This window comes from Halorubrum ejinorense, from assembly GCF_039522565.1.
In the GTDB taxonomy this organism is placed as follows: Archaea; Halobacteriota; Halobacteria; order Halobacteriales; family Haloferacaceae; genus Halorubrum; species Halorubrum ejinorense.
In genome coordinates, this window is the sequence record NZ_BAAADQ010000015.1 from 101,915 (window position 1) to 119,858 (window position 17,944).

Below are 17,944 nucleotides of genomic sequence, written 5' to 3' on the forward strand. Positions count from 1 at the left end.
CGCCCCGGGTCAGGGGTGCGCCGGGACTTCCAATCGAATGGTCGTCCCGTCCTCGCCGGTGTCGATGTCGAACTCGCCGCCCGCCTTCCCGACGACCCAGTACATGAGCCAGATCCCGAGCCGGTCGGCGTGGGTCAGCGACGTCTCGCCGACCTCCAGCACCTGCATCTCGTGGTCCGGAATGCCCGGCCCGTCGTCCGTGACCTCGGCGACGACCCACCCGTCGGGATGCCGCTCGACGCGGACGTGGACGGACGGGTTCGTCGCGTCGTTGTGTTTCACCGCGTTCTCGACCGCTTCCTCGACCGCGACCGTCAGCCCGACGACCGTCACGTGGATCGGGTCGCCGTCGGGTAGCGACAGCGTCACCGTCGCGTCGGGGTAGCGGCGCTGGATCCGGTTCCGTAGCTCGACCAGTTCTTCGGCGAAATCGACCGTCGTGTTCGACTCGGTCTCGTCGAGCGTCTCGTTGACCGTCCGAACGGTCGACGCGATACCCATCAGGTCCTCGGCCGTCTCAGAGATCACCGCGAGCGACTCCAGCCGCGAGTCGTCGTCTATCTCCTCGCCCAAGAGGTCGGCGTACCCCTCGACCAGGTTCATCTTGTTCCGGAGGTTGTGTTTGAGCACCCGCGTCATCACCTCCAGCCGACGCTCCCGGATCTTCCGGTCGGTGATGTCGTTCTGGAACCCGACATAGTGGGTGACGGTCCCGTCGGCGTCGCGGATCGGCGATATCGTCACGTGGTTCCAGAACTTCTGCCCGTTCGCCCGGTAGTTACGGATGTCGACGGAGACGGGTCGCTCCTCGGCCAACGCCTCGCGGATCGCCGCCCGGGGCTCCTCGGCCGTGTCCTCGCCCTGGAGGAACCGGCAGTCCTCGCCGAGCCGCTCTTCGCCGTAGCCGGTCATCTCCTCGAACCCGCCGTTGAGGTACACGAGCGGCGTGTCGTCGCCCTCAGTCGCCTCCGCGAGGGTAATTCCGACCGGTGACTCGTCCATCGCCTGCTCTTTGAGCCGCAGTTCGTCGACGGTCTCCGAGAGCCGGAGGGAGGTCGACCGGCGCTCGATCAGGTTCTCGATCCGCGAGACGAGCCCCCGGCGGCTCGTCGGCAGTTCGATCACGTCGTCGACGCGGTCCCACGCGCCCTCCTTCGCCGCCGACCCCGCGTCCCCGCTCGCAAGCAGCACGAACGGAAGGAACGCCGGATCGGCGCGGTCCCGCCGCGGCTCGATGCGGTCACGGACGCGTTCGAACGCCGACTCGTCGAGGACACAGCAGTCGAACTCCTCGTCGAGCGCCGCCGCCTCGCTGGCGGTGTCGACCGCGTAGCGGTCGCTCAGAGCGTCGACGAGGAGTTCGCGGTCGCGGCGCCGTTCCACGAACAGCAGCACGCGGGCACCGTCGTCGGGCTCGGGCGGCGCTCCGGCCCGCGTCGCTCCGAAGGAGTCCTCGGAATTCGAGCCCATCTCTGTTCGAACGACGACCCACATCCACTAAGAGGTACGGAAAATTCGAGTCGGCGACCGCGACCGCCGGCGCGTGACGGTCGCCCCCACCCGTCGTGTCCGGCCGCCCCCGTCGCGTCCGGCCGCCACCACTCCTCGCGTCCGGCCGCCACCCACGCTTATGTCCGTCGCCGAGTAGGAAGGGACATGACTCAGTCGCCATCCGCTCGGCTCTCGACCGGCGTCACCGGGCTCGACGAGATCCTGTCGGGGGGACTCATTCGAGAGCGCAGTTACATGATTCGCGGGCAGGCGGGCAGCGGGAAGACGATCCTCAGCCTCCACTTCCTCGCCGCCGGGGTCGAACGCGGCGAGACGGCCCTGTTCATCAACCTCGAAGAGGACGTGAGCGACCTGAAGGCGAACGCCGAGGCGCTCGGGTTCGACACCGACGCGATCGAGTTCCTCGACCTGAGCCCGGGCGCGGACGTGTTCACCGAAGACCAGTCGTACGAGGTCTTCGCGCCCGAGGAGGTCGAACAGGAGCCGATCACGGAGCGGATCGTCGAGAGCGTGAGGGAGGTCGACCCGGACAGGGTCGTCGTCGACCCCCTGACGCAGCTCCGCTTTCTCACCTCCGACGACTACCAGTTCCGCAAGCAGGTCGTCGGCTTCATGCGGTTCCTGAAAGACCGGGACGCGACGGTGCTGTTCACGGTTCAAGACACCGACGCGCTGCCGACGGACGGGCTGGAGTTCATCACTGACGGGACGATACGCATGGCCACCGAGGAGTACGGCAAGACGATCGAAGTGCCGAAGTTCCGCGGCTCGGGCACGCTGAGCGGCGACCACGCCTACCGCGTCACCGACACGGGGATCGAGGTGTACCCGGCGCTCCAGCCCGGCACCCACGGCGGCGAGTTCGACTTCGAACAGGTGTCCTCCGGGATCCCCGAGGTCGACGAACTGCTCAACGGCGGCATCGAGCGCGGGACGGTCAGCATCGTGAGCGGCCCGACCGGCGTCGGCAAGACGACGCTGAGCACGCAGTTCATGAAGGAGGCCGCCGGCCGCGGCGAGCGCTCGGTCATCTACCTGTTCGAGGAGAGCCGGGGGACGTTCCTGAAGCGGTCGCGCGCGGTGAACATCCCCGTCGACGAGATGATCGAGAAGGGGACGCTACAGGTCACCGAGGTGGAGGCGTTAGAGCGGTCGCCACAGGAGTTCTCGCGGATGGTCCGCGACGAGGTTGAAGAGCGGGGCGCGGACATCGTGATGATCGACGGCATCGCCGGGTACCGACTGACCCTGCGGGGCGAGGAGGGGATGCTGCTCCAACAGCTGCACGCGCTCGGCCGGTACCTCAAGAACACGGGCGTCACGACCATCTTCATCGACGAGACGCGGAACATCACCGGCGAGTTTCAGGCGACCGTCGAGAACATCAGCTACCTCGCGGACAACATCGTCTTCCTCCGCCACCTTGAGACCCGCGGCGAGATGCGGAAGGCGATCGGCGTGTTGAAAAAGCGGACGAGCGACTTCGAGCGGACGATCCGCGAGTTCAAGATCACGCGACACGGGATCACGGTCGGCGAGCCGATGTCGGGGTTGCGGGGCATTTTGAGCGGGACGCCGGAAGCGATCGACGACGGCGGCGACTCACGACGCGACGCGGGCGACGAGCCCTGAGCGACCGGCCGAGTCCGGCGGGCGCCTCGCCCGGAGCCCGACTCCGACCCGGTCGCGGTCGAGACCGGTCACGCGTTCCTCGGGGGCGACGAGGTACCCCACCCCACCGATCGTTCATGTGTCGCGGCACCGAGCCGGTCCACATGGAGCGACCACGGGAAGGGGAGACCGTCACGACCGATCGGACGTTCACCGTCGACGAGGTCCGACGGTACGCCGAACTGTCCGGGGACGACCAACCGCGACACACCGAGCCCGACGACGACGGTCGGGTGATGGTCCAGGGACTGTTGACCGCGACGCTCCCCACGGAGCTGGGCGGCGACCTCGAAGTGCTGGCTCGACGGATGGAGTTCGAGTTCCTCGAACCCGTGTACACGGGCGAGCACGTCACCTGCTACGCGACCTACGACGAGGTCACCGAACGAGACGACCGCTACGCGTTCGCGTGGGACGTCGTCTGCGAGACCGACGACGGAGCCGCGGTCCTCGAGGCGACGGTAGAGGGGATCGTCTGGAAAAATGACTGAACGGCGGCGACCTCGCCCGCTTCGGCGACGGGTCGTCTCACGTCACTCCGCGCCCTCGTCGCCCTCTGCGTCCCCGTCGCCCTCGTCGCCCTCTGCGTCCCCGTCGCCCTCGTCGCCCTCTGCGTCCCCGTCGCCCTCAACGCCCTCTCCGTCGGCGTCGATCACGGTCTTGCCGGTCGCCTCGGGGACGACCCGGCGGTCGGCGTCCGCCCACTCGCGGTCCAGTTCGGCCCCCGCGAACAGCCGGTCGAGGAACACCGCGAGTCCGGCGACCTCGGAGTGCGGCTGGTTCGTCACGCCCACGTTGAAGTCGGCGCGCTCGTACAGCGCCCACGGCACCTTCTCGCCGCCGACGACGACGAGGAGGTCCCGGGGCGACGGCGGCGACCCGCCGACCGTCGCGTCCTCGAGCCCGACGGCCTCGCGCACGTCCGCCTCCACGTCTTGGACGCGCTCGCCGTACATCGTGAGGTGGACGACGACCCCGTCGAAGTTCCGAACCAGCGCCTTCTGGTCGTCGCGGAGTTCGACCTCGAACGGGCCGCCGAACCGGTCGGTGATGTCGCGGACGGTCTCCGCCGACTGCCCCGCGTTGTCGGGGAAGATCACCCGGTCGGCGCCCAGCGCCCGGGCCGTGAGCCCCACGTGCGTCGTCATGCGGTCGTCGCGTCCCGGCCGGTGGCCGTACCGGAGGACGACGACCTCTCGTGCGTCGTTCATGCCACGGGCTGGGCGTGCGAGCCGGGTGTCGCTTTCGATGCGGTCGCGGAGTCGACGCCTCGCCAGCCTCGAATTCTGATCCGTGTTAGTGGATCGAATGAAGAGAAAACACCGAGAGGTGACCACGTAACTGAAAGATTCATGTGGGAGGCGGTCGCGGTGTGAGCCATGACGAGCGTCAAGGAGTTCCGCGTCGACGAGCCGGCGACCGCCGACGCGCTCGGTCGCGGGCGGTTCGTCTTCACCGACGCCTACTCCGTGTTCGACTGGGGGCAGATGCCCGACGCGATCCCGGAGAAGGGCGCGAGCCTCTGTACGATGGGGGCGTTCAACTTCGAGCTGCTGGAGACGGCCGGAGTCCCGACCCACTACCGCGGCGTCACCGATCCGGCCGCGCGGGAGCCGGCCGACGACGCCGACGGCCCCGCCGACGGCGGGGGCGACGCGCCCGCGTCCGTCCCGCTCGACGACGCGACCGCCGCGCCGACCGAGATGGCCATCGACCTGACGCAGGTCCCCGACCTCCCGTACGAGGGGCCCGAGGCCGGCTACGACTACGACGCCTTCCACGCCGCGGGCGGGACCAACTACCTCGTGCCGCTGGAGGTCGTCTTCCGGAACCGCGTGCCGGTCGGCTCCAGCCTGCGGCGACGCGCCGATCCCGCGGACTTCGGACTCGACGACGACCTCGGCCTCGACGAGTGGCCGGACGCGCCGGTCGACCTCCCCGAGCCGGTCGTGGAGTTCTCGACGAAGTACGAACAGCAGGACCGATACCTCGCTCGCGCCGAGGCCGACCGGATCGCGGGCGTCGCCGACGTCGACGCGCTCGAATCGCTGGCCCGCGAGGTGAACCGCGTCGTCACCGAGCGCGCCGACGCGGCCGGGTTCGTCCACGAGGACGGGAAGATCGAGTGCCTGTACGCCGACGGGGAACTCCGCGTCGCGGACGTGGTGGGGACCTTCGACGAGAACCGCTTCTCCTACGGCGGCCGGGGCATCTCGAAGGAGGTCGTCCGCCAGTGGTACAAGGCGAACGACCCCGACTGGGTCGCGGCGGTCAAAGCCGCGAAGGAGGCCGTCGCAGACCGGGATATCGACGACTGGCGCGAGCTCTGCGAGCCGTCCCCCGACCCGCTCCCGCCCGCCGTCGTCGACGCGGTGGCCGACCTGTACGCGGCCGGGGCGAACGCCTACACCGGCCGCCAGTGGTTCGACGCCCCCGACGTCGAGGCCGCGCTCGACGCGGCCGACGGCCTGTAGCGCCGGCCGGATCCCCGGGAACCGAGAGCCGGATCCTCACCATCGATCGGACGCGAGGGAACCTCTTTACCCCCGACGCGCGTGGATCGAGGCATGTCCACCGAGGCCGACTTCGGGGAGCGGTTGGAGACGCAGACCGCGACGTATCTCGACCGGATCGACGACTGCGTCGCCCTCCTTCCCCGGGCGCTCGACGAGTACGCCGACGAGGGGCCGTACCGCGACACGGTCGACGAGATAGCCGCCGTCGAAAGCGAATGCGACGACCTCGTCCGCGGCGTTAGGGCGCTCATCACCGACGCGGGGCCGGACGACATCGGCCTGTTGAACACGCGGATCAACTTCAACGAGTCCGCGCTGCTCGACTTCTACAACGAGCTCGACGTGGTCGCGAACCACACCGAGCGGATCGTTCAGGAGGTGGCGATGATGCGCCCCGACGCGGGCGTCGAACCGTTCGACGACATGCGCGAGATGGCCGAGCGGATCGCCGAGATGGTCGCGGTCCTCGGCGACGTGGTCGAGGGGTTCGTTCGGGGGCTCGCGCGCGCCGACGCCACGGAGACGCTCGCCGAGGGGATCGAGGCGATCCGCGCGCTCGAAAGCGAGTGCGACGACCTCCGTAACGACGCGATCGAGACCGCGTTCGCCGACGAGACGATCGACCAGCCGCTCGTCTACCGCGAACTCGCGATCCTGCTGGACGAACTCGCCAACGCGGTCGAGGACCTCACCGACCGGATCGTCGTGATCGCGAGCAAGGAGCCGGGGATCGTCACGGAGGCGGACGGCGAGTAGCGCGCGCACCGCACCGCTCCGGCGGACTCGACGCGCCCGAGGCGCGGCGCGCCGATCGCGACGTGCCGACCTCGGCGTGCCGGCCGCGGCGTCGCCGCTACTCGGGCCGCCATCGACCGCCGATCTCTTCGCGGGGGTAGTCCTGATACGTGCCGTCGAGATACGTGGTGACGCGGCCGTCCTCCTCGCTGAGCGTGATCGCCCACAGGACGTTCTTCCGGAGCGACGTCTCCAGGGCACTCATGTGTTTGGTCCCCATCCAGTCGGGGTATTCGAGCTCCGCGACCCCCGGCACCTCGGCGTGGTGGGGGCTTCGGACTCGGACCATCTGTCGCTGGATCGTCCCGTCTCCCGTCACGACGATCGCGCCGTCTCGGCTGAACCCGACGTCCTCGGCGACCCGTCGAAACGCCTCGGGCGAGTCGAGCACGATCTTACACCGGTCGGTCGGCCAGACGTTCTCTCCCAGCGGGTCGGTGTACGCCTCGAAGTCCGTCTCGGCGACGACGAGGAAGTACAGGCTCGGACCGCTCACGTACTCGTCGTCCCACTTGTCGAACTCCATGCTCAACGCCTCGGCCACGTATCGGATCCGGTCCATGAGATCCTGGCTGGTGGCGTACTTCTTCAACACCCGATCGAGTTCTTCCATTCGGTTCTACCGTCAGTAGCGTCGCAAGCGTGTTAAACGCTCTCCAGGCCGGATTCGCCGCGTGACCGGCTACCGCCGCGCCCAGTCGAGCATCCGCGCGTAGAACGGGTCCGAGCCGAGCGCGTCGGCGTCGCCGACGATCGTCAGCTGCTTTTTCGCCCGCGTGAGCGCCACGTTCACCCGGCGGTGGTCCTCGAAGATCGGCCCGTCGAGGTCGCCGGTCGCGACGAGGGAGACGACGATCACCGCCTTCGAGGAGCCCTGGAAGCGGTCGACCGTGTCGACGGTCACGTCGGTCCGGCGACCGATCTCCGCGACCTGCGCGCGGAAGGGCGCGATGACGCCGACGTCGTCGGGGTCGACGCCGGCGGCGACGTACGCCTCGACGATCGCGGCGACGCGCTCGGCCTCACGGACGTTCCGGTTGCCGTCGCGCTCGCCGTCCGGGTCGACGAACCCGACGCCGCCGGTCAGTTCGGGGGCGAGACCGTCGGGGTCGACGCCGAGGTCCGCGAGGGTCTGCCCGGCCACCTCCGGGGTCGCGGGGCGGAGCGCGCCGTCGTAGAACTCGGCGGAGGCGAACGCCTGGATCCGCTGGCTCATCCGGTACTGGCGGTCGAGCATGACGCTCGCGTCCGGGTACGTCTCGATGAGCCGCTGGAACAGTGAGGTGCGGAGGTCGTTTTCCGCCCGCACGACCGGCGGGAGCTGCTCGTGGTCGCCGACGAGCACGAACCGGTCGGCGAGGTTGACGGCGGCGTGCGTGCCCGGCTCCGTGAGCTGCGAGGCCTCGTCGACCAGGGCCACGTCGAAGTCGCACTCGCGCATGACCCGGGAGCCGCAGGTCGCCGTCGTGGCGGCGACGACGGGCGCGTCGCGAAGTTCCGCGGCCTTCGCGTTCGGGTCGCCGCGCTGGACGAGCCGCACGTCCTGCATGTCCTCGCGGACGCCGGTCTCGGTCCCGACTCGCAGGATTCCGCCGGTTTCACCGGCTCCATCCGGTCGCGCGGACGCGACCCACTCCTCGAACCCCTGATCGCGCAGCGCTTCGAGCGCGTTGTCGACCGCGCGGTTCGTGAACGCCGACAGCAGCACCCGGTTCCCCTCCGCGACGAGCGCGCGGATCGTCCGGGCGATGGTGTACGTCTTCCCGGTGCCGGGCGGCCCGTGGATCAGCGCGCAGTCCTCGGCGTCGACCGCGAGTTCGACCGCCTCGTTCTGGGCCTCGTTGTTGTCGATGTAGGCGTCCGGCGCGTCCGGGCCGTCGCTTCCGGGACTCCCCGCCGGTCGGTCCGCCGGCTCTCTGAACTCCGGCTCGCGCCGGCCGAACAGCACGTCCTTCCGCGACTCGCTCCCCTTCAACACCGCGTCGTGGAGCGCGGTGAGCGAGCGGTCGACGGATATCTCCGAGGGATAGACGTCGAGCCGGCGCAGCTCCACCGGCTCGTCGGTCTCGACGACGACCACGTCGCTCCCGAGTTCGGTGATGCGCCCGAGTTCCCCGTGGCCCGAGACGGGGTCGCCGTCGCTCGCGAGCGCCACGTCGCCCTCGCGGAGCTTCGAGACGGCGTCGTCCGGTTTCCGGGCGCGAAGCTCCCACCGCCTGTCCGCGATCTCCGTCTGCGCGACGGGTTCGAGGTCGATCAAAGCGCGGTCGTCGGCCGCCCGTTCCTCGGGCGTCTGCTCCCACAGCTTGCGGTACTCGGCGTGGGTCTCGCGGCGCTCCTCCTCTAAGGCGACGTAGAAGCGGTCGAAGTAGTCGCGCTCCGCGTCGGGGACCGCGGTCCCGATCTGTCCGGCTTTCGACTCCTGATCGAGACGCCCCGAGACGACCATACACGCGTCCTGCTCGAAACAGTAGCTACAGGTCGCGTCCGCCTCGTAGCCCGTCGGGACGGTCGGGCGCTCGCCGGGGTCGTTGAGCGCGCGCCACTCCATCGCGGCGAGGGCGTTTCGCTCGCGGACGACGAACTCCAGGAAGCCGCGGCCGACGGTGAACTCCTTGGCGGGCGCCAGATCGCCCGACTCCTCGTTGCGGTCCAAGGCGGTGTTCTTCGTGTACAGCAGCGTGCCGATGTCTGGGTCGACGCCGCGCTCGTCGAGCATGAGGGCGTAGCAGGCCGCCTGGACCTTGTCGTGGAACCGCGGCTCCCGCTTGGTGTTCTTGCCCGTCTTCAGTTCGACGGGCGTGCCGCGCCGGAGCGCGTCCGCTCGCCCCTTCAGTCCGAAGGTGGGCGAGATGAGCGTGAACTCCGACCGCCACGTGTCGTCGTCGCTCAGCGTCCCCTGCGCGAGCCACCCCTCGACGGCGGCGGCGTTGCGGCGCACCTCGTCTTCGACCTCCTCCGTCTCGTAGCCCAAGAGCCCGAGCTCGAGCCCGGCGTCCGCGACGCGGTCCTCCACGGACTCTTCCAGCTCCATCCCGCGGAGCAGGTCGCCGAACACCTCGTGGACGACGGTCCCCTTGACCACCGGGTAGTTGAGCGGGATCCCGGAGAGCTTGTTCAGGTAGTACATGCGGGGACACTGTACCCACGACCGGATCCCCGTCACGTCGACGAGGAAGTCGGGCTGGAGGACGACCCACGACTCGTCGGTCGTCGCGTACCCCGTCTCGCCCCGGTACTCGTCCGCCTCGGCCTCGGTAACGAGGAGCTCCATCCCCGTTTCGGCGTGTTCCGCGGTCTCCGTCCACTTCCCCCACAGCGTCACGTCGACCGGCTCGCCCGCGCCGCGGTCGGGCCGGACCCGCACCTCGCGGAGGTCGCGCTCGCCGTACGACGTCGACACCGTCCGCGCCTCCCCGACGGAGACGATCGGCCCCCGAACGTTCACGCCCCTGCTCGGCGGCGGCACCGAAAAACGCTGTCGGTGGGTGTACCCCGCGGTGGGCCCAGTCCCCGTCGTCTCCGCCGACCGCTTACCGCGTCACCGGCGCGCTCACGCTCCCGATCGACTCGACGACCGCCCGCACCTCGTCGCCGGGGGCGATCGGCGCCGCGCCGGGCGTGCCCGTGCTGAACAGGTCTCCCGGTTCCAGCGTCATCACGTCGGAGTGGAAGGAGACGATCTCCGTCGGCGGGAACAGCATGTTCCGGATCTCGTTTTCGGCCCGAACCTCGCCGTCGACCTCGGTCCGGACCGAGAGCCCCTCCAGATCGAGCGGCGCCTCCGGCACCGCGAGCGCGGCGCCGGGCACGAGGAAGGTGTCGTAGCTCTTCGCCCGCGTGAGGAACCGCGGGTTCCGCCGGAGGACGTCCTCGGCGGTCATGTCGATCGCGGGGAGGAACCCAGCGATCACGTCTTCGACCTCGTCTGCGGCGACGTTCCGGCAGGCCCGTCCCATCACGACCCCGAGCTCCGCCTCCGCCGTCACCCGCTCGCTCTGCGACTCCGGCGGCAGGCGGATCGGCCCGCCCGGTCCCGTCAGGGCCGACGACGGCTTCATGAAACTCGCCGGCTCCTCGGGGCGATCCTCGTCGAGGTCGCCGGCGTGCTCCTCGTAGTTCAGGCCGATTCCCCACAGCTTCCCGAACGACGCCAGCGGCGCGCCGAACGACAGGTCCGCCGCCGGGACCGGGTTCGCGGTCGCGTCGGTCACGTCGCCGAGCGTCCCCGCCGCTGCTCGCGGGAGGGCGTCGCGGACGCTGTTGAGGTCCGGCTCGACGGCGCCGAGGGGGACGTACCCCGCCTCGTCGCCGAGCAGGGGGTCGCCGGTCGCCGTGCGTGCGAGGTACTTCACGGCGCCCTCGGTCCGCTCACTTTCATTGCGCCTTCGGTCCGCTCATCTCACTCCTCGCGGTCCGTCCAGAAGTCGAACGAGCGGCCGGGCGCGAACACGTCGAGGCCGACCGCGCGCTCGTCGCCGGTGTTCTCGACGCGGTGGGCCTCGTTCGCCGCCAGGAGGGCGGAGTCGTTCTCCGCGAGCGTGACCGAGTCGTCCTCGGTCTCGACGGTGAGTTCGCCCTCCAGGCAGAGGCACACCTGCTCGTTCTCGTGGTCGTGCATCGGCGAACTGTGTCCCGGCGGCTTCTCGAACCACTCGAAGGAGAACCGGTCGCTGCCGGCCATCGAGACGCGCCGCCAGCCCTCGTCGGGCTCGTAGCTCTCCGCCTCGTCGAACGCGACCGCCCTCATAGGTTCGCACCGGTGGCCCCGCCGTCGATCGGCAGCGCGGTGCCGTTGACGAAGCCCGACTTCGGCGACGAGAGGAACGCGACGGTGTTGCCGAGCTCCATCGGGTCGCCGATGCGGTCGAGCGGGTTGCCCGCCCAGTCGTCGAGCCCGTCCTCGTAGGCGTCGTACTCGCCGCGCTCGACGCCGGCCTCGACGAGGTCGCGGATCCGGCTCGTCTCGTGGGGGCCCGGCAGGACGGCGTTGGCGCGCACCTCCGGGGCGAACTCCTTCGAGAGCGTCTTCTCTAACCCGATGACGCCCATCCGAACCGCGTTCGATAAGACGAGGCTGTCGAGCGCCTCCTTCACGCTCCGGGAGGTGATGTTGACAATGGTGCCGCCGTCGCCCTCCCTGAGGTGCGGGTACGACTCCCGCGCCAGCCGGACGACGCTCATCACGAGCAGGTCGTAGGCGTGCTGCCAGTCCTCGTCGTCGGTGTCGAGGAAGGCGCCCGAGGGCGGGCCGCCGGCGCTCGTCACGAGGTGGTCGATCGTGCCGAACTCGTCGACGGTCGCCTCCACCAAGGCCGTGACCTCGTCGGCGTCCGTCAGGTCCGCGGAGTGGGCGACGACCTCGCCGGTCGCGACCTCCTCGACCTCCGCTTTCGCGTCCGCCAGCCGCTCCTCGTCACGGCCGTTGATGACGACGTTCACGCCCTCCCGCGCGAGCGCCTTCGCCGATGCCTTGCCGAGTCCGCTGGACGACGCCGTGACGAGGGCCGCGTTCCCGTCGATCCCTAGGTCCATGTCTCCCCTATCCCGGGTACGCGGTGAAAACATTTTCCTGCAGGCAAGCGGCCCGCGATCCTGCGGGCGATTGTCGACTGTCGGATGTTCCCGTGGGCGACCCGCAGACATCGGAGCGGCGACCGAGGGGGACGAGCGAACGGCGTGAATTCTCACGTGTTGTCGTCGACCGCCGGCTCGAACCCCGCGATCCCCTCGTCGAATGCTATCGACTCGCGGTCGACCACCTCCGCTGCCTCCGGGAGGTTCTCGATCACCGCTTTTGAGACGCGGTACTCCCCGAGATCCTGGGTGTTCCGGATCCAGATGATCCGGACGGTTTCTGGGTCGTACGCGCCGAGCGCCGCCGTCGCGGTCCGAAGGGCGAACTCGTCGTCGGGCGCCACCAGCGGAAGCTTTGCCTTCGAGAGCGACCCGCTTGTGAGCGCGTTCGCATACGTCTTCTTCAGGTCCAGTTGGTCGACCGCGGCCCGCCGAGTGAGGTCCGCAAGCCCGATCCCGTTACCGTTCCCCCTCGTTGCCTCGGTCAGTCCCCGGACGTAAATGAGGTCGACATCCGGCGTCTCCGGGTCCGGCGCGTTAAGGACGCGGTAGCGACCGACGACGTTCGTGTCCATCCCGGCGCCCGAGATCTCCTTGCCGATCTCGTCGACGACGAGGAGGTCGATGTCGTCAACCGGGAGTGTCGGCATCTCGTCGTAGGCGCGTGCCAACAGCTCCGGCTCGCGGTCGAGGAACGAGCCGGCAGGGACCGCCTCTAAGTGCCCGATTTCCTCCTCAAAGTTTTCGACGAGCGCGACGCCGCCGACGAGTGGGGTCTCCCGCTCGATCACGTCGAGCGCGGCAGTCAGTGTCTCGACGTATCCCTCGGCGATCGCCGTCGAGTGGAACGACTTCGCGCCGCGCTGTTTGCCGAGGCCGACGACGGTCATCTTCGCGAGCCCGCTCTCGATCGGCCCGGAGAAGTTGGTGTGGGCTTTCACGCGGTTCACTACCAAAGCCGCATCGGCGTCGAGCGTCGCTGTCGAGAAGCACACCGGCATCTCCGCGTTGCCGACCGACACCGTCGCCAGCTCCTCAGCGTCCATGCGTGCGTCGATCGGCGCGCCGACCGCCTCCTCAGTGACACCGAGCGACGCTAGAACCTCGCGCTGTCCCTCGGACGTCGCGCCGCCGTGGCTCCCCATCGCCGGCACGACGACCGGCTCGAACCCCCTCTCCGCGAGGCGGTCGACAACCGCCGTCGAGACCTCGTCGATCCGGTCGATGCCACGACTGCCGACCCCGATGGCGACGGTCGCGCCCGCCGGAAGGTCGCCGAGATCAAGCTCGTCGACCGCCGCACGCGCCGCCCCGGCAGGGTCGTTGAGCCGCTCCGTCCGCGGCTCGTACCGCACCCGCACGAATGCCGGAAGCGGTTGCGGGTCGATGAGCCCATCGACATCGGACCGTTCGGGAAACTCCATACCGTCCCCTTGCGGCGTCGATACAAAAATCGCGGGTGGGAACCTTGCCGATACGGGGGCCTACTTGCCCCCGAGTGATACCGGATCGCATATGTGGAAGACCGGCGGAACGACGGCCTGCGTCCTCCCCGGCGCGGCCACCCCGAACTTCGACCTGCTGGAGTACTAGGCGCTGGAGGTCGATTGGTGGCACGGCCTGTTGTCCCGCGACGAGCTGCTGATCGAGGACGACCGCATCGCGGTGCTGGAGGCGTCCGGCCTCGGCATTGAATTCGACACCGAGGTCGCAAAGGACCACCTGCTTGACGGAACCGACGGCTGGTCGTAGGAGACACCGGGACGACCTCCAGTCCGTCGGCCGTGTAACCCTCCGTTCCGGTCGGATACGGAGATAGCTATGGTTATTTTATCTTCGGGATCGAACGTGAGCGTATGCTGGATTACTTCGACATGGAGTCGACCCTGACCGAGGAGGAGCGCCTGCTCGTCGACTCCGCCCGCTCGTTCATCGACGGCGAGGTCGACGACGTGGGACAACACTGGATCGACGGGACGTTCCCCACGGAGATCATCCCGAAGATGGGCGAGATGGGGTTTTACGCGCCGAACCTCGAGGGGTACGGTCTGCCGGGCGTCAGCGAGCGAGCGTACGGCCTGCTGATGCGCGAGTTGGAGGCCTGTGACTCCGGGCTCCGCTCGATGGCGAGCGTTCAGGGGGCGCTGGTGATGTACCCGATCCACGCGTTCGGCAGCGACGAACAGAAAGAGGAGTGGCTGCCGCGGCTCGGCACCGGCGAGGCGGTCGGCTGCTTCGGGCTCACGGAGCCGGAACACGGGTCGAACCCCTCCGCGATGGAGACGATGGCCGAGCCCGACGGCGACGAGTACGTACTGAACGGCTCGAAGACGTGGATCACGAACTCCCCCATCGCCGACGTCGCGGTCGTGTGGGCGAAAGACCACGGCGAGGAGGGGACCCCAGTCCGCGGGTTCCTCGTCGAGACCGACCGCGACGGCGTCACGACCAACGAGATCAAAGAGAAGCTCAGCCTCCGGGCGTCGATCACGGGCGAGATCAGCCTCCAGAACGTCCGCATCCCGGCCGAGAACCGACTCCCCGGCGTCTCGGGGATGAAGGGGCCGCTGTCGTGTCTCACCCAGGCGCGCTACGGCATCGCGTGGGGCGCGGTCGGCGCGGCCGCGGACTGCTTCGAGGCCGCCCGCGAGTACGCCACCGACCGAGAGCAGTTCGGCAAGCCGATCGGCGGCTTCCAGCTGCAACAGGAGAAGCTCGCGGAGATGGCGACGCAGATCACGCTGGCACAGCTGCTCGCCCACCGGCTCGCCGACCTCAAGGAGGCGGGCGAGATGCGGCCGCAACACGTCTCGATGGCCAAGCGCAACAACGTCCGGACCGCCCGCGACCAGTCGCGGATCGCCCGCGAGATGCTCGGCGGCAACGGGATCACCGCGGACTACTCGCCGATGCGCCACATGGCCAACATGGAGACGGTGTACACCTACGAGGGCACCCACGACATCCACTCCCTGATCCTCGGCGAGGACCTCACCGGGCTACAGGCGTTCCAGTAGGCCGGCGCCACCGACGCAGGCGTTCCAGTAGGCCGCCGCCACCGACACGCTCTTGCGCTCGCGCGGCCGACAGGTCGACCGTCATGCGCGTACGAGACTGGGACGACATCCTCGCGGACGTCGCGAGCGACTCGACCGACCCCGACGGCTGGCGCGCCGTCGCCGGGTCCCGCCGCGAGGGGCTCGGCGAGGACCTCTATTTCGGCCACCCGAGCGTCGGACTCTATCACCTGAAGACGTACGCGAAGAACCCGCGCGACCTCCGGGGCGTCGGCACACGGGTCGCCCGCAGGGTCGACGACGAACTCGACCCGCTCCTCCCGGACGCCGAAAGCGACGGGCGCTTCGCGGTCCGGTCCGCCCCGGAGGACGAGGACCACGCCGAGGAGATGATGACTCGCCTCACCGAGACGCTCCGCGTTCACGCCGAGGCGCCGACCGACCCGGACCACCTCTTCGAGGACGTGATGGAGGCGGTCGACTCGCCCGCGTTCGGCCCGATGGAGTACGAGTTCGACGGGCGCCCCGACGAGCTCGACGAGCTCTCCGACACCTTCGAGGCGGCCGAGGACCTGCTCACGTCGGAGCTCGACGACCTGATCGACGAGGACGACGTCGACCGCGGCTTTCACTGAGTCGCGGCCTGCCGGCCGCCGCCGACCGCGCAGTCACGCCGTCGTCGCGGCCGCTCGTCCTATATCGCCGTCACCCACGCCCGGTACTCCTCGTCGAGGTCGTACACCTCGCGGAAGGCCCGCTCGATGAACCCCGCGACGCGGTTCGCGTCCGACCGCGCCGTGACGACGGCGTTCGTCCCCTCGGCCTCCTCCGGGCTGACGAGCTCGTCGATCCGGAACTCCGGGAACTCGCCGAGGAGGTCCTTCAGCCGGTCCAGCTCGTCGTCGGTACAGTCCAGAACGAGCTCTGTGCCCGCGAGCTGGATCCACGGCGGCACCGCTCCTCCCTCGGAGTCGTCGCTGTCGGGGTCGACGTCGACGGTCATCACGTCGCTGGAGCGCGCGCGGTGCGCGGCCGCGGCGTCGGCGAACAGCTTCAGCCGCTCGTCCTCGGTCGCGGCGTCGAATCGGGTCATACCTCCGCTCGACCGCGACGGGGCTTAAAAATCCGCACTCGGCGACGACGTCCGGGGTGGCGCTTCCGCTCCCGCTCCGCTACGTTCTCTCCGCCCGCGCTACTCTCGTTCCGTCTCCGACAGCACGTCGTCGACCGTCGAGAGCGTCCGCTCCGCCTCGGCGAGCCGGTCGTCGGCCTCGCCGCGCTCGATCAGCGACAGCTCGGCCTCGTCGAGTTCGTCGCGGACCGCGGCCGCCCGGCGGAGCCGCTCGTACTCGTCGGTGCGCGCCAGCTCGCGGACGGACCGGAGCGTCGCGACCGCGTCGTCGTCGGCGATCCGGCCGACGAGCGGGACAAGTTCGTCGATCTCGTAGGCGAGCTCGTCGCCCGGCTTCGGCGGCCAGTCGAGCGTCAGCGGCTCGCCGTCGAGCCGTTCGAGGTACGTCCGGTGGACCGCGACCGCGGTGCGGAGCGCCCCCGGATCGTCGACGTAGTGTTCGAGCTTGGAGTTCGAGTAGTCGGCGTACTCCAACAGCGTCGCCGGCGGCTCCTCGCCGGCCGCGTGGCTCTCGACGTACTCGGACAAGTCGGTCGGCGGCACGTCGACGTCGACGAACGGCGTCGCGTCCGCGCGGTCGAGGAACCCGAAGACGTCGCGGGCGGACGCCGAGCGGAAGAACTCCCGGAACGCCTCGCGGACCGCCTCGTCGTACGCCTCCATCGGCTCGCGCAGGCGGCTCACGTCGGCGTCGAGGTCGGCGTCGGCCATCTCCGCGACCTCGCGCAGTTCGTCGAGCCGCGAGTCCAAGCGCTTGCGGGCCTCGCGGGCCTCCTTCCGGGCCGCCCGGTAGTCGTCGACGCCGTCGTCGTACGCCTCCAGCAGGTCGACGAACCGCCCGGCCGGCTCCAGCGCCTCGCGGGCGGCGGCGATGTCCCCCTCGGAGAGCCGGCGCTTGTCCACCGCCTCGTCGGCCGCCGCGAAGGACTCTCCCGCGGGCATGTCGTCGTCCACGTCGACCGCGTCGCCGAACTCGCCGCGGAACCGGACGTACGACTCGAAGTCGCCGGAGCCGACCGCGCCCTCCTCGTACCGGTCGAGGACCCGGTGCGCGGTGCGGTACGCGTCGGCCGCGGCCTCGACGCGGTCGCGGCCGTAGCCGTCGATCCGCGACTCGATCCGACGGAGCTCGTCGTAGCGTTCGCGGAGCCGCGCGGCCGCCTCGCCCGCCTCGGCGACGGGGCCGTCCGCGTCCGGGTCGGCTCCGCCGTCGGCGACGAGACCCATCAGTACACCTCGTCGGGGTCGAAGACGCGCTCGCCGACGTTCTCGCCCTCGATCGTTCGATGGAAACACGACCGGTGGCCGGTGTGGCAGGCGCCGACGTTCTGGTCGACGAGGTACAGCAGGGTGTCGGCGTCGCAGTCGACGCGTACCTCGCGGACCGACTGCGTGTGTCCCGAGGAGCCGCCCTTGCGCCACAGCTCCTCGCGGGACCGCGAGTAGTAGTGGGCCTCGCCGGTCTCGCGGGTGCGCTCGAGCGCCTCGGGCGAGACGTACGCGAGCATCAGCACCTCGCCGGAGTCGGCGTCTTGGGCGATCGCCGGCACGAGCCCGCTCTCGCCGAAGTCGACGTCGATCGGCTCGGCCCCCTCCCCGGCGGCGTCCGCCGGGGCGCTCCCGCCGCCGTCCGACCCGTCTTCCGCGTCGGCGTCACTCATGGCTGTCCGGAGACGTGGCGCTCGAATAGGCCTTATGCCTGCGGCGGTCGGCGGAGTCGAGAA

General features: G+C 69.7%; 18 protein-coding genes. 7 read left to right on the forward strand and 11 right to left on the reverse strand.

Annotation, left to right across the window (positions count from 1 at the left end):
• Positions 1–9: 9 nt before the first annotated feature.
• The gene (locus ABDZ89_RS13745; RefSeq protein ID WP_343780069.1) at positions 10–1,470 is read right to left on the reverse strand and encodes a PAS domain-containing protein; all 1,461 of its coding nucleotides are present in this window, start codon (positions 1,468–1,470) and stop codon (positions 10–12) included.
• A 186-nt stretch (positions 1,471–1,656) separates the two neighbouring features.
• Here ABDZ89_RS13745 and ABDZ89_RS13750 point away from each other — a divergent pair, with 186 nt between their 5' ends.
• Together ABDZ89_RS13750 and ABDZ89_RS13755 are read left to right on the forward strand one after the other, a co-directional pair.
• The gene (locus tag ABDZ89_RS13750) at positions 1,657–3,144 is read left to right on the forward strand and encodes an ATPase domain-containing protein (RefSeq protein ID WP_343780071.1); all 1,488 of its coding nucleotides are present in this window, start codon (positions 1,657–1,659) and stop codon (positions 3,142–3,144) included.
• 143 nt (positions 3,145–3,287) lie between these two features.
• Positions 3,288–3,674, forward strand: a complete 387-nt coding sequence (locus tag ABDZ89_RS13755) for a MaoC family dehydratase (protein WP_343780073.1) — start codon at positions 3,288–3,290, stop codon at positions 3,672–3,674.
• A 42-nt stretch (positions 3,675–3,716) separates the two neighbouring features.
• Here ABDZ89_RS13755 and ABDZ89_RS13760 read toward each other — a convergent pair whose 3' ends face one another.
• On the reverse strand, positions 3,717–4,394 hold the full coding sequence (locus ABDZ89_RS13760; protein WP_343780075.1) for a tRNA (cytidine(56)-2'-O)-methyltransferase: 678 nt from the start codon (positions 4,392–4,394) through the stop codon (positions 3,717–3,719).
• Positions 4,395–4,562: 168 nt separating this feature from the next.
• Here ABDZ89_RS13760 and ABDZ89_RS13765 point away from each other — a divergent pair, with 168 nt between their 5' ends.
• A complete protein-coding gene (locus tag ABDZ89_RS13765) occupies positions 4,563–5,657 on the forward strand; it encodes a phosphoribosylaminoimidazolesuccinocarboxamide synthase (protein ID WP_343780077.1) in 1,095 nt (364 codons plus the stop codon).
• Between the two features lie 93 nt (positions 5,658–5,750).
• Positions 5,751–6,455 carry a DUF47 domain-containing protein gene (locus tag ABDZ89_RS13770; RefSeq protein ID WP_343780079.1) on the forward strand — a complete coding sequence of 235 codons (705 nt, stop codon included), beginning with the start codon at positions 5,751–5,753 and terminating at the stop codon, positions 6,453–6,455.
• A 97-nt stretch (positions 6,456–6,552) separates the two neighbouring features.
• Here ABDZ89_RS13770 and ABDZ89_RS13775 read toward each other — a convergent pair whose 3' ends face one another.
• The 6 genes from ABDZ89_RS13775 to ABDZ89_RS13800 all read right to left on the reverse strand — a co-directional run bounded on the left by ABDZ89_RS13775 (position 6,553) and on the right by ABDZ89_RS13800 (position 13,495).
• On the reverse strand, positions 6,553–7,107 hold the full coding sequence (locus ABDZ89_RS13775) for a hypothetical protein (RefSeq protein WP_343780082.1): 555 nt from the start codon (positions 7,105–7,107) through the stop codon (positions 6,553–6,555).
• Positions 7,108–7,176: 69 nt separating this feature from the next.
• The gene (locus tag ABDZ89_RS13780) at positions 7,177–9,942 is read right to left on the reverse strand and encodes an AAA domain-containing protein (RefSeq protein WP_343780083.1); all 2,766 of its coding nucleotides are present in this window, start codon (positions 9,940–9,942) and stop codon (positions 7,177–7,179) included.
• Positions 9,943–10,027: 85 nt separating this feature from the next.
• The gene (locus ABDZ89_RS13785) at positions 10,028–10,849 is read right to left on the reverse strand and encodes a fumarylacetoacetate hydrolase family protein (protein WP_343780084.1); all 822 of its coding nucleotides are present in this window, start codon (positions 10,847–10,849) and stop codon (positions 10,028–10,030) included.
• A gap of 47 nt (positions 10,850–10,896) precedes the next feature.
• Positions 10,897–11,244 carry a cupin domain-containing protein gene (locus tag ABDZ89_RS13790; protein WP_343780085.1) on the reverse strand — a complete coding sequence of 116 codons (348 nt, stop codon included), beginning with the start codon at positions 11,242–11,244 and terminating at the stop codon, positions 10,897–10,899.
• A complete protein-coding gene (locus tag ABDZ89_RS13795) occupies positions 11,241–12,029 on the reverse strand; it encodes an SDR family oxidoreductase (protein WP_343780087.1) in 789 nt (262 codons plus the stop codon). Before ABDZ89_RS13795 ends, ABDZ89_RS13790 begins: the two co-directional genes overlap by 4 nt.
• 152 nt (positions 12,030–12,181) lie before the next feature.
• Positions 12,182–13,495 (reverse strand): nickel pincer cofactor-dependent isomerase, group 22, encoded by a 1,314-nt coding sequence (locus ABDZ89_RS13800; RefSeq protein ID WP_343780089.1) that lies wholly within the window; start codon positions 13,493–13,495, stop codon positions 12,182–12,184.
• A gap of 199 nt (positions 13,496–13,694) precedes the next feature.
• On the opposite strand from ABDZ89_RS13800, the gene ABDZ89_RS17150 reads away from it, so the two are divergent.
• The 3 genes from ABDZ89_RS17150 (at position 13,695) to ABDZ89_RS13815 (ending at position 15,723) form a co-directional block, all read left to right on the forward strand.
• On the forward strand, positions 13,695–13,823 hold the full coding sequence (locus ABDZ89_RS17150) for a hypothetical protein (protein WP_371152468.1): 129 nt from the start codon (positions 13,695–13,697) through the stop codon (positions 13,821–13,823).
• Positions 13,824–13,927: 104 nt separating this feature from the next.
• The gene (locus tag ABDZ89_RS13810) at positions 13,928–15,088 is read left to right on the forward strand and encodes an acyl-CoA dehydrogenase family protein (protein ID WP_343780091.1); all 1,161 of its coding nucleotides are present in this window, start codon (positions 13,928–13,930) and stop codon (positions 15,086–15,088) included.
• 83 nt (positions 15,089–15,171) lie between these two features.
• Positions 15,172–15,723 carry a hypothetical protein gene (locus tag ABDZ89_RS13815; RefSeq protein WP_343780093.1) on the forward strand — a complete coding sequence of 184 codons (552 nt, stop codon included), beginning with the start codon at positions 15,172–15,174 and terminating at the stop codon, positions 15,721–15,723.
• Between the two features lie 59 nt (positions 15,724–15,782).
• Here the strand turns inward: ABDZ89_RS13815 and ABDZ89_RS13820 are convergent, their stop codons facing one another.
• The 3 genes from ABDZ89_RS13820 to hisI all read right to left on the reverse strand — a co-directional run bounded on the left by ABDZ89_RS13820 (position 15,783) and on the right by hisI (position 17,881).
• On the reverse strand, positions 15,783–16,181 hold the full coding sequence (locus tag ABDZ89_RS13820; RefSeq protein ID WP_343780094.1) for a DUF7975 family protein: 399 nt from the start codon (positions 16,179–16,181) through the stop codon (positions 15,783–15,785).
• 99 nt (positions 16,182–16,280) lie between these two features.
• The gene (locus ABDZ89_RS13825) at positions 16,281–17,447 is read right to left on the reverse strand and encodes a DUF7118 family protein (protein ID WP_343780095.1); all 1,167 of its coding nucleotides are present in this window, start codon (positions 17,445–17,447) and stop codon (positions 16,281–16,283) included.
• Positions 17,447–17,881: a phosphoribosyl-AMP cyclohydrolase gene (gene hisI, locus ABDZ89_RS13830; RefSeq protein WP_343780097.1), complete on the reverse strand. Its 435-nt coding sequence runs from the start codon at positions 17,879–17,881 to the stop codon at positions 17,447–17,449. Before hisI ends, ABDZ89_RS13825 begins: the two co-directional genes overlap by 1 nt.
• Between the last annotated feature and the right edge of the window lie 63 nt (positions 17,882–17,944).

Bases quoted from the DNA above. Each gene is read 5' to 3' on its own strand.
- ABDZ89_RS13750 (WP_343780071.1), top strand. From the start codon at position 1,657: ATGACTCAGTCGCCATCCGCTCGGCTCTCGACCGGCGTCACCGGGCTC.
- ABDZ89_RS13795 (WP_343780087.1), bottom strand. From the start codon at position 12,029: ATGGACCTAGGGATCGACGGGAACGCGGCCCTCGTCACGGCGTCGTCC.
- ABDZ89_RS13825 (WP_343780095.1), bottom strand. From the start codon at position 17,447: ATGGGTCTCGTCGCCGACGGCGGAGCCGACCCGGACGCGGACGGCCCC.
- ABDZ89_RS13810 (WP_343780091.1), top strand. From the start codon at position 13,928: ATGCTGGATTACTTCGACATGGAGTCGACCCTGACCGAGGAGGAGCGC.
- ABDZ89_RS13770 (WP_343780079.1), top strand. From the start codon at position 5,751: ATGTCCACCGAGGCCGACTTCGGGGAGCGGTTGGAGACGCAGACCGCG.
- ABDZ89_RS13765 (WP_343780077.1), top strand. From the start codon at position 4,563: ATGACGAGCGTCAAGGAGTTCCGCGTCGACGAGCCGGCGACCGCCGAC.
- hisI (WP_343780097.1), bottom strand. From the start codon at position 17,881: ATGAGTGACGCCGACGCGGAAGACGGGTCGGACGGCGGCGGGAGCGCC.
- ABDZ89_RS13775 (WP_343780082.1), bottom strand. From the start codon at position 7,107: ATGGAAGAACTCGATCGGGTGTTGAAGAAGTACGCCACCAGCCAGGAT.
- ABDZ89_RS13760 (WP_343780075.1), bottom strand. From the start codon at position 4,394: ATGAACGACGCACGAGAGGTCGTCGTCCTCCGGTACGGCCACCGGCCG.
- ABDZ89_RS13745 (WP_343780069.1), bottom strand. From the start codon at position 1,470: ATGGGCTCGAATTCCGAGGACTCCTTCGGAGCGACGCGGGCCGGAGCG.
- ABDZ89_RS13815 (WP_343780093.1), top strand. From the start codon at position 15,172: ATGCGCGTACGAGACTGGGACGACATCCTCGCGGACGTCGCGAGCGAC.
- ABDZ89_RS13800 (WP_343780089.1), bottom strand. From the start codon at position 13,495: ATGGAGTTTCCCGAACGGTCCGATGTCGATGGGCTCATCGACCCGCAA.
- ABDZ89_RS13820 (WP_343780094.1), bottom strand. From the start codon at position 16,181: ATGACCCGATTCGACGCCGCGACCGAGGACGAGCGGCTGAAGCTGTTC.
- ABDZ89_RS13755 (WP_343780073.1), top strand. From the start codon at position 3,288: ATGGAGCGACCACGGGAAGGGGAGACCGTCACGACCGATCGGACGTTC.
- ABDZ89_RS13790 (WP_343780085.1), bottom strand. From the start codon at position 11,244: ATGAGGGCGGTCGCGTTCGACGAGGCGGAGAGCTACGAGCCCGACGAG.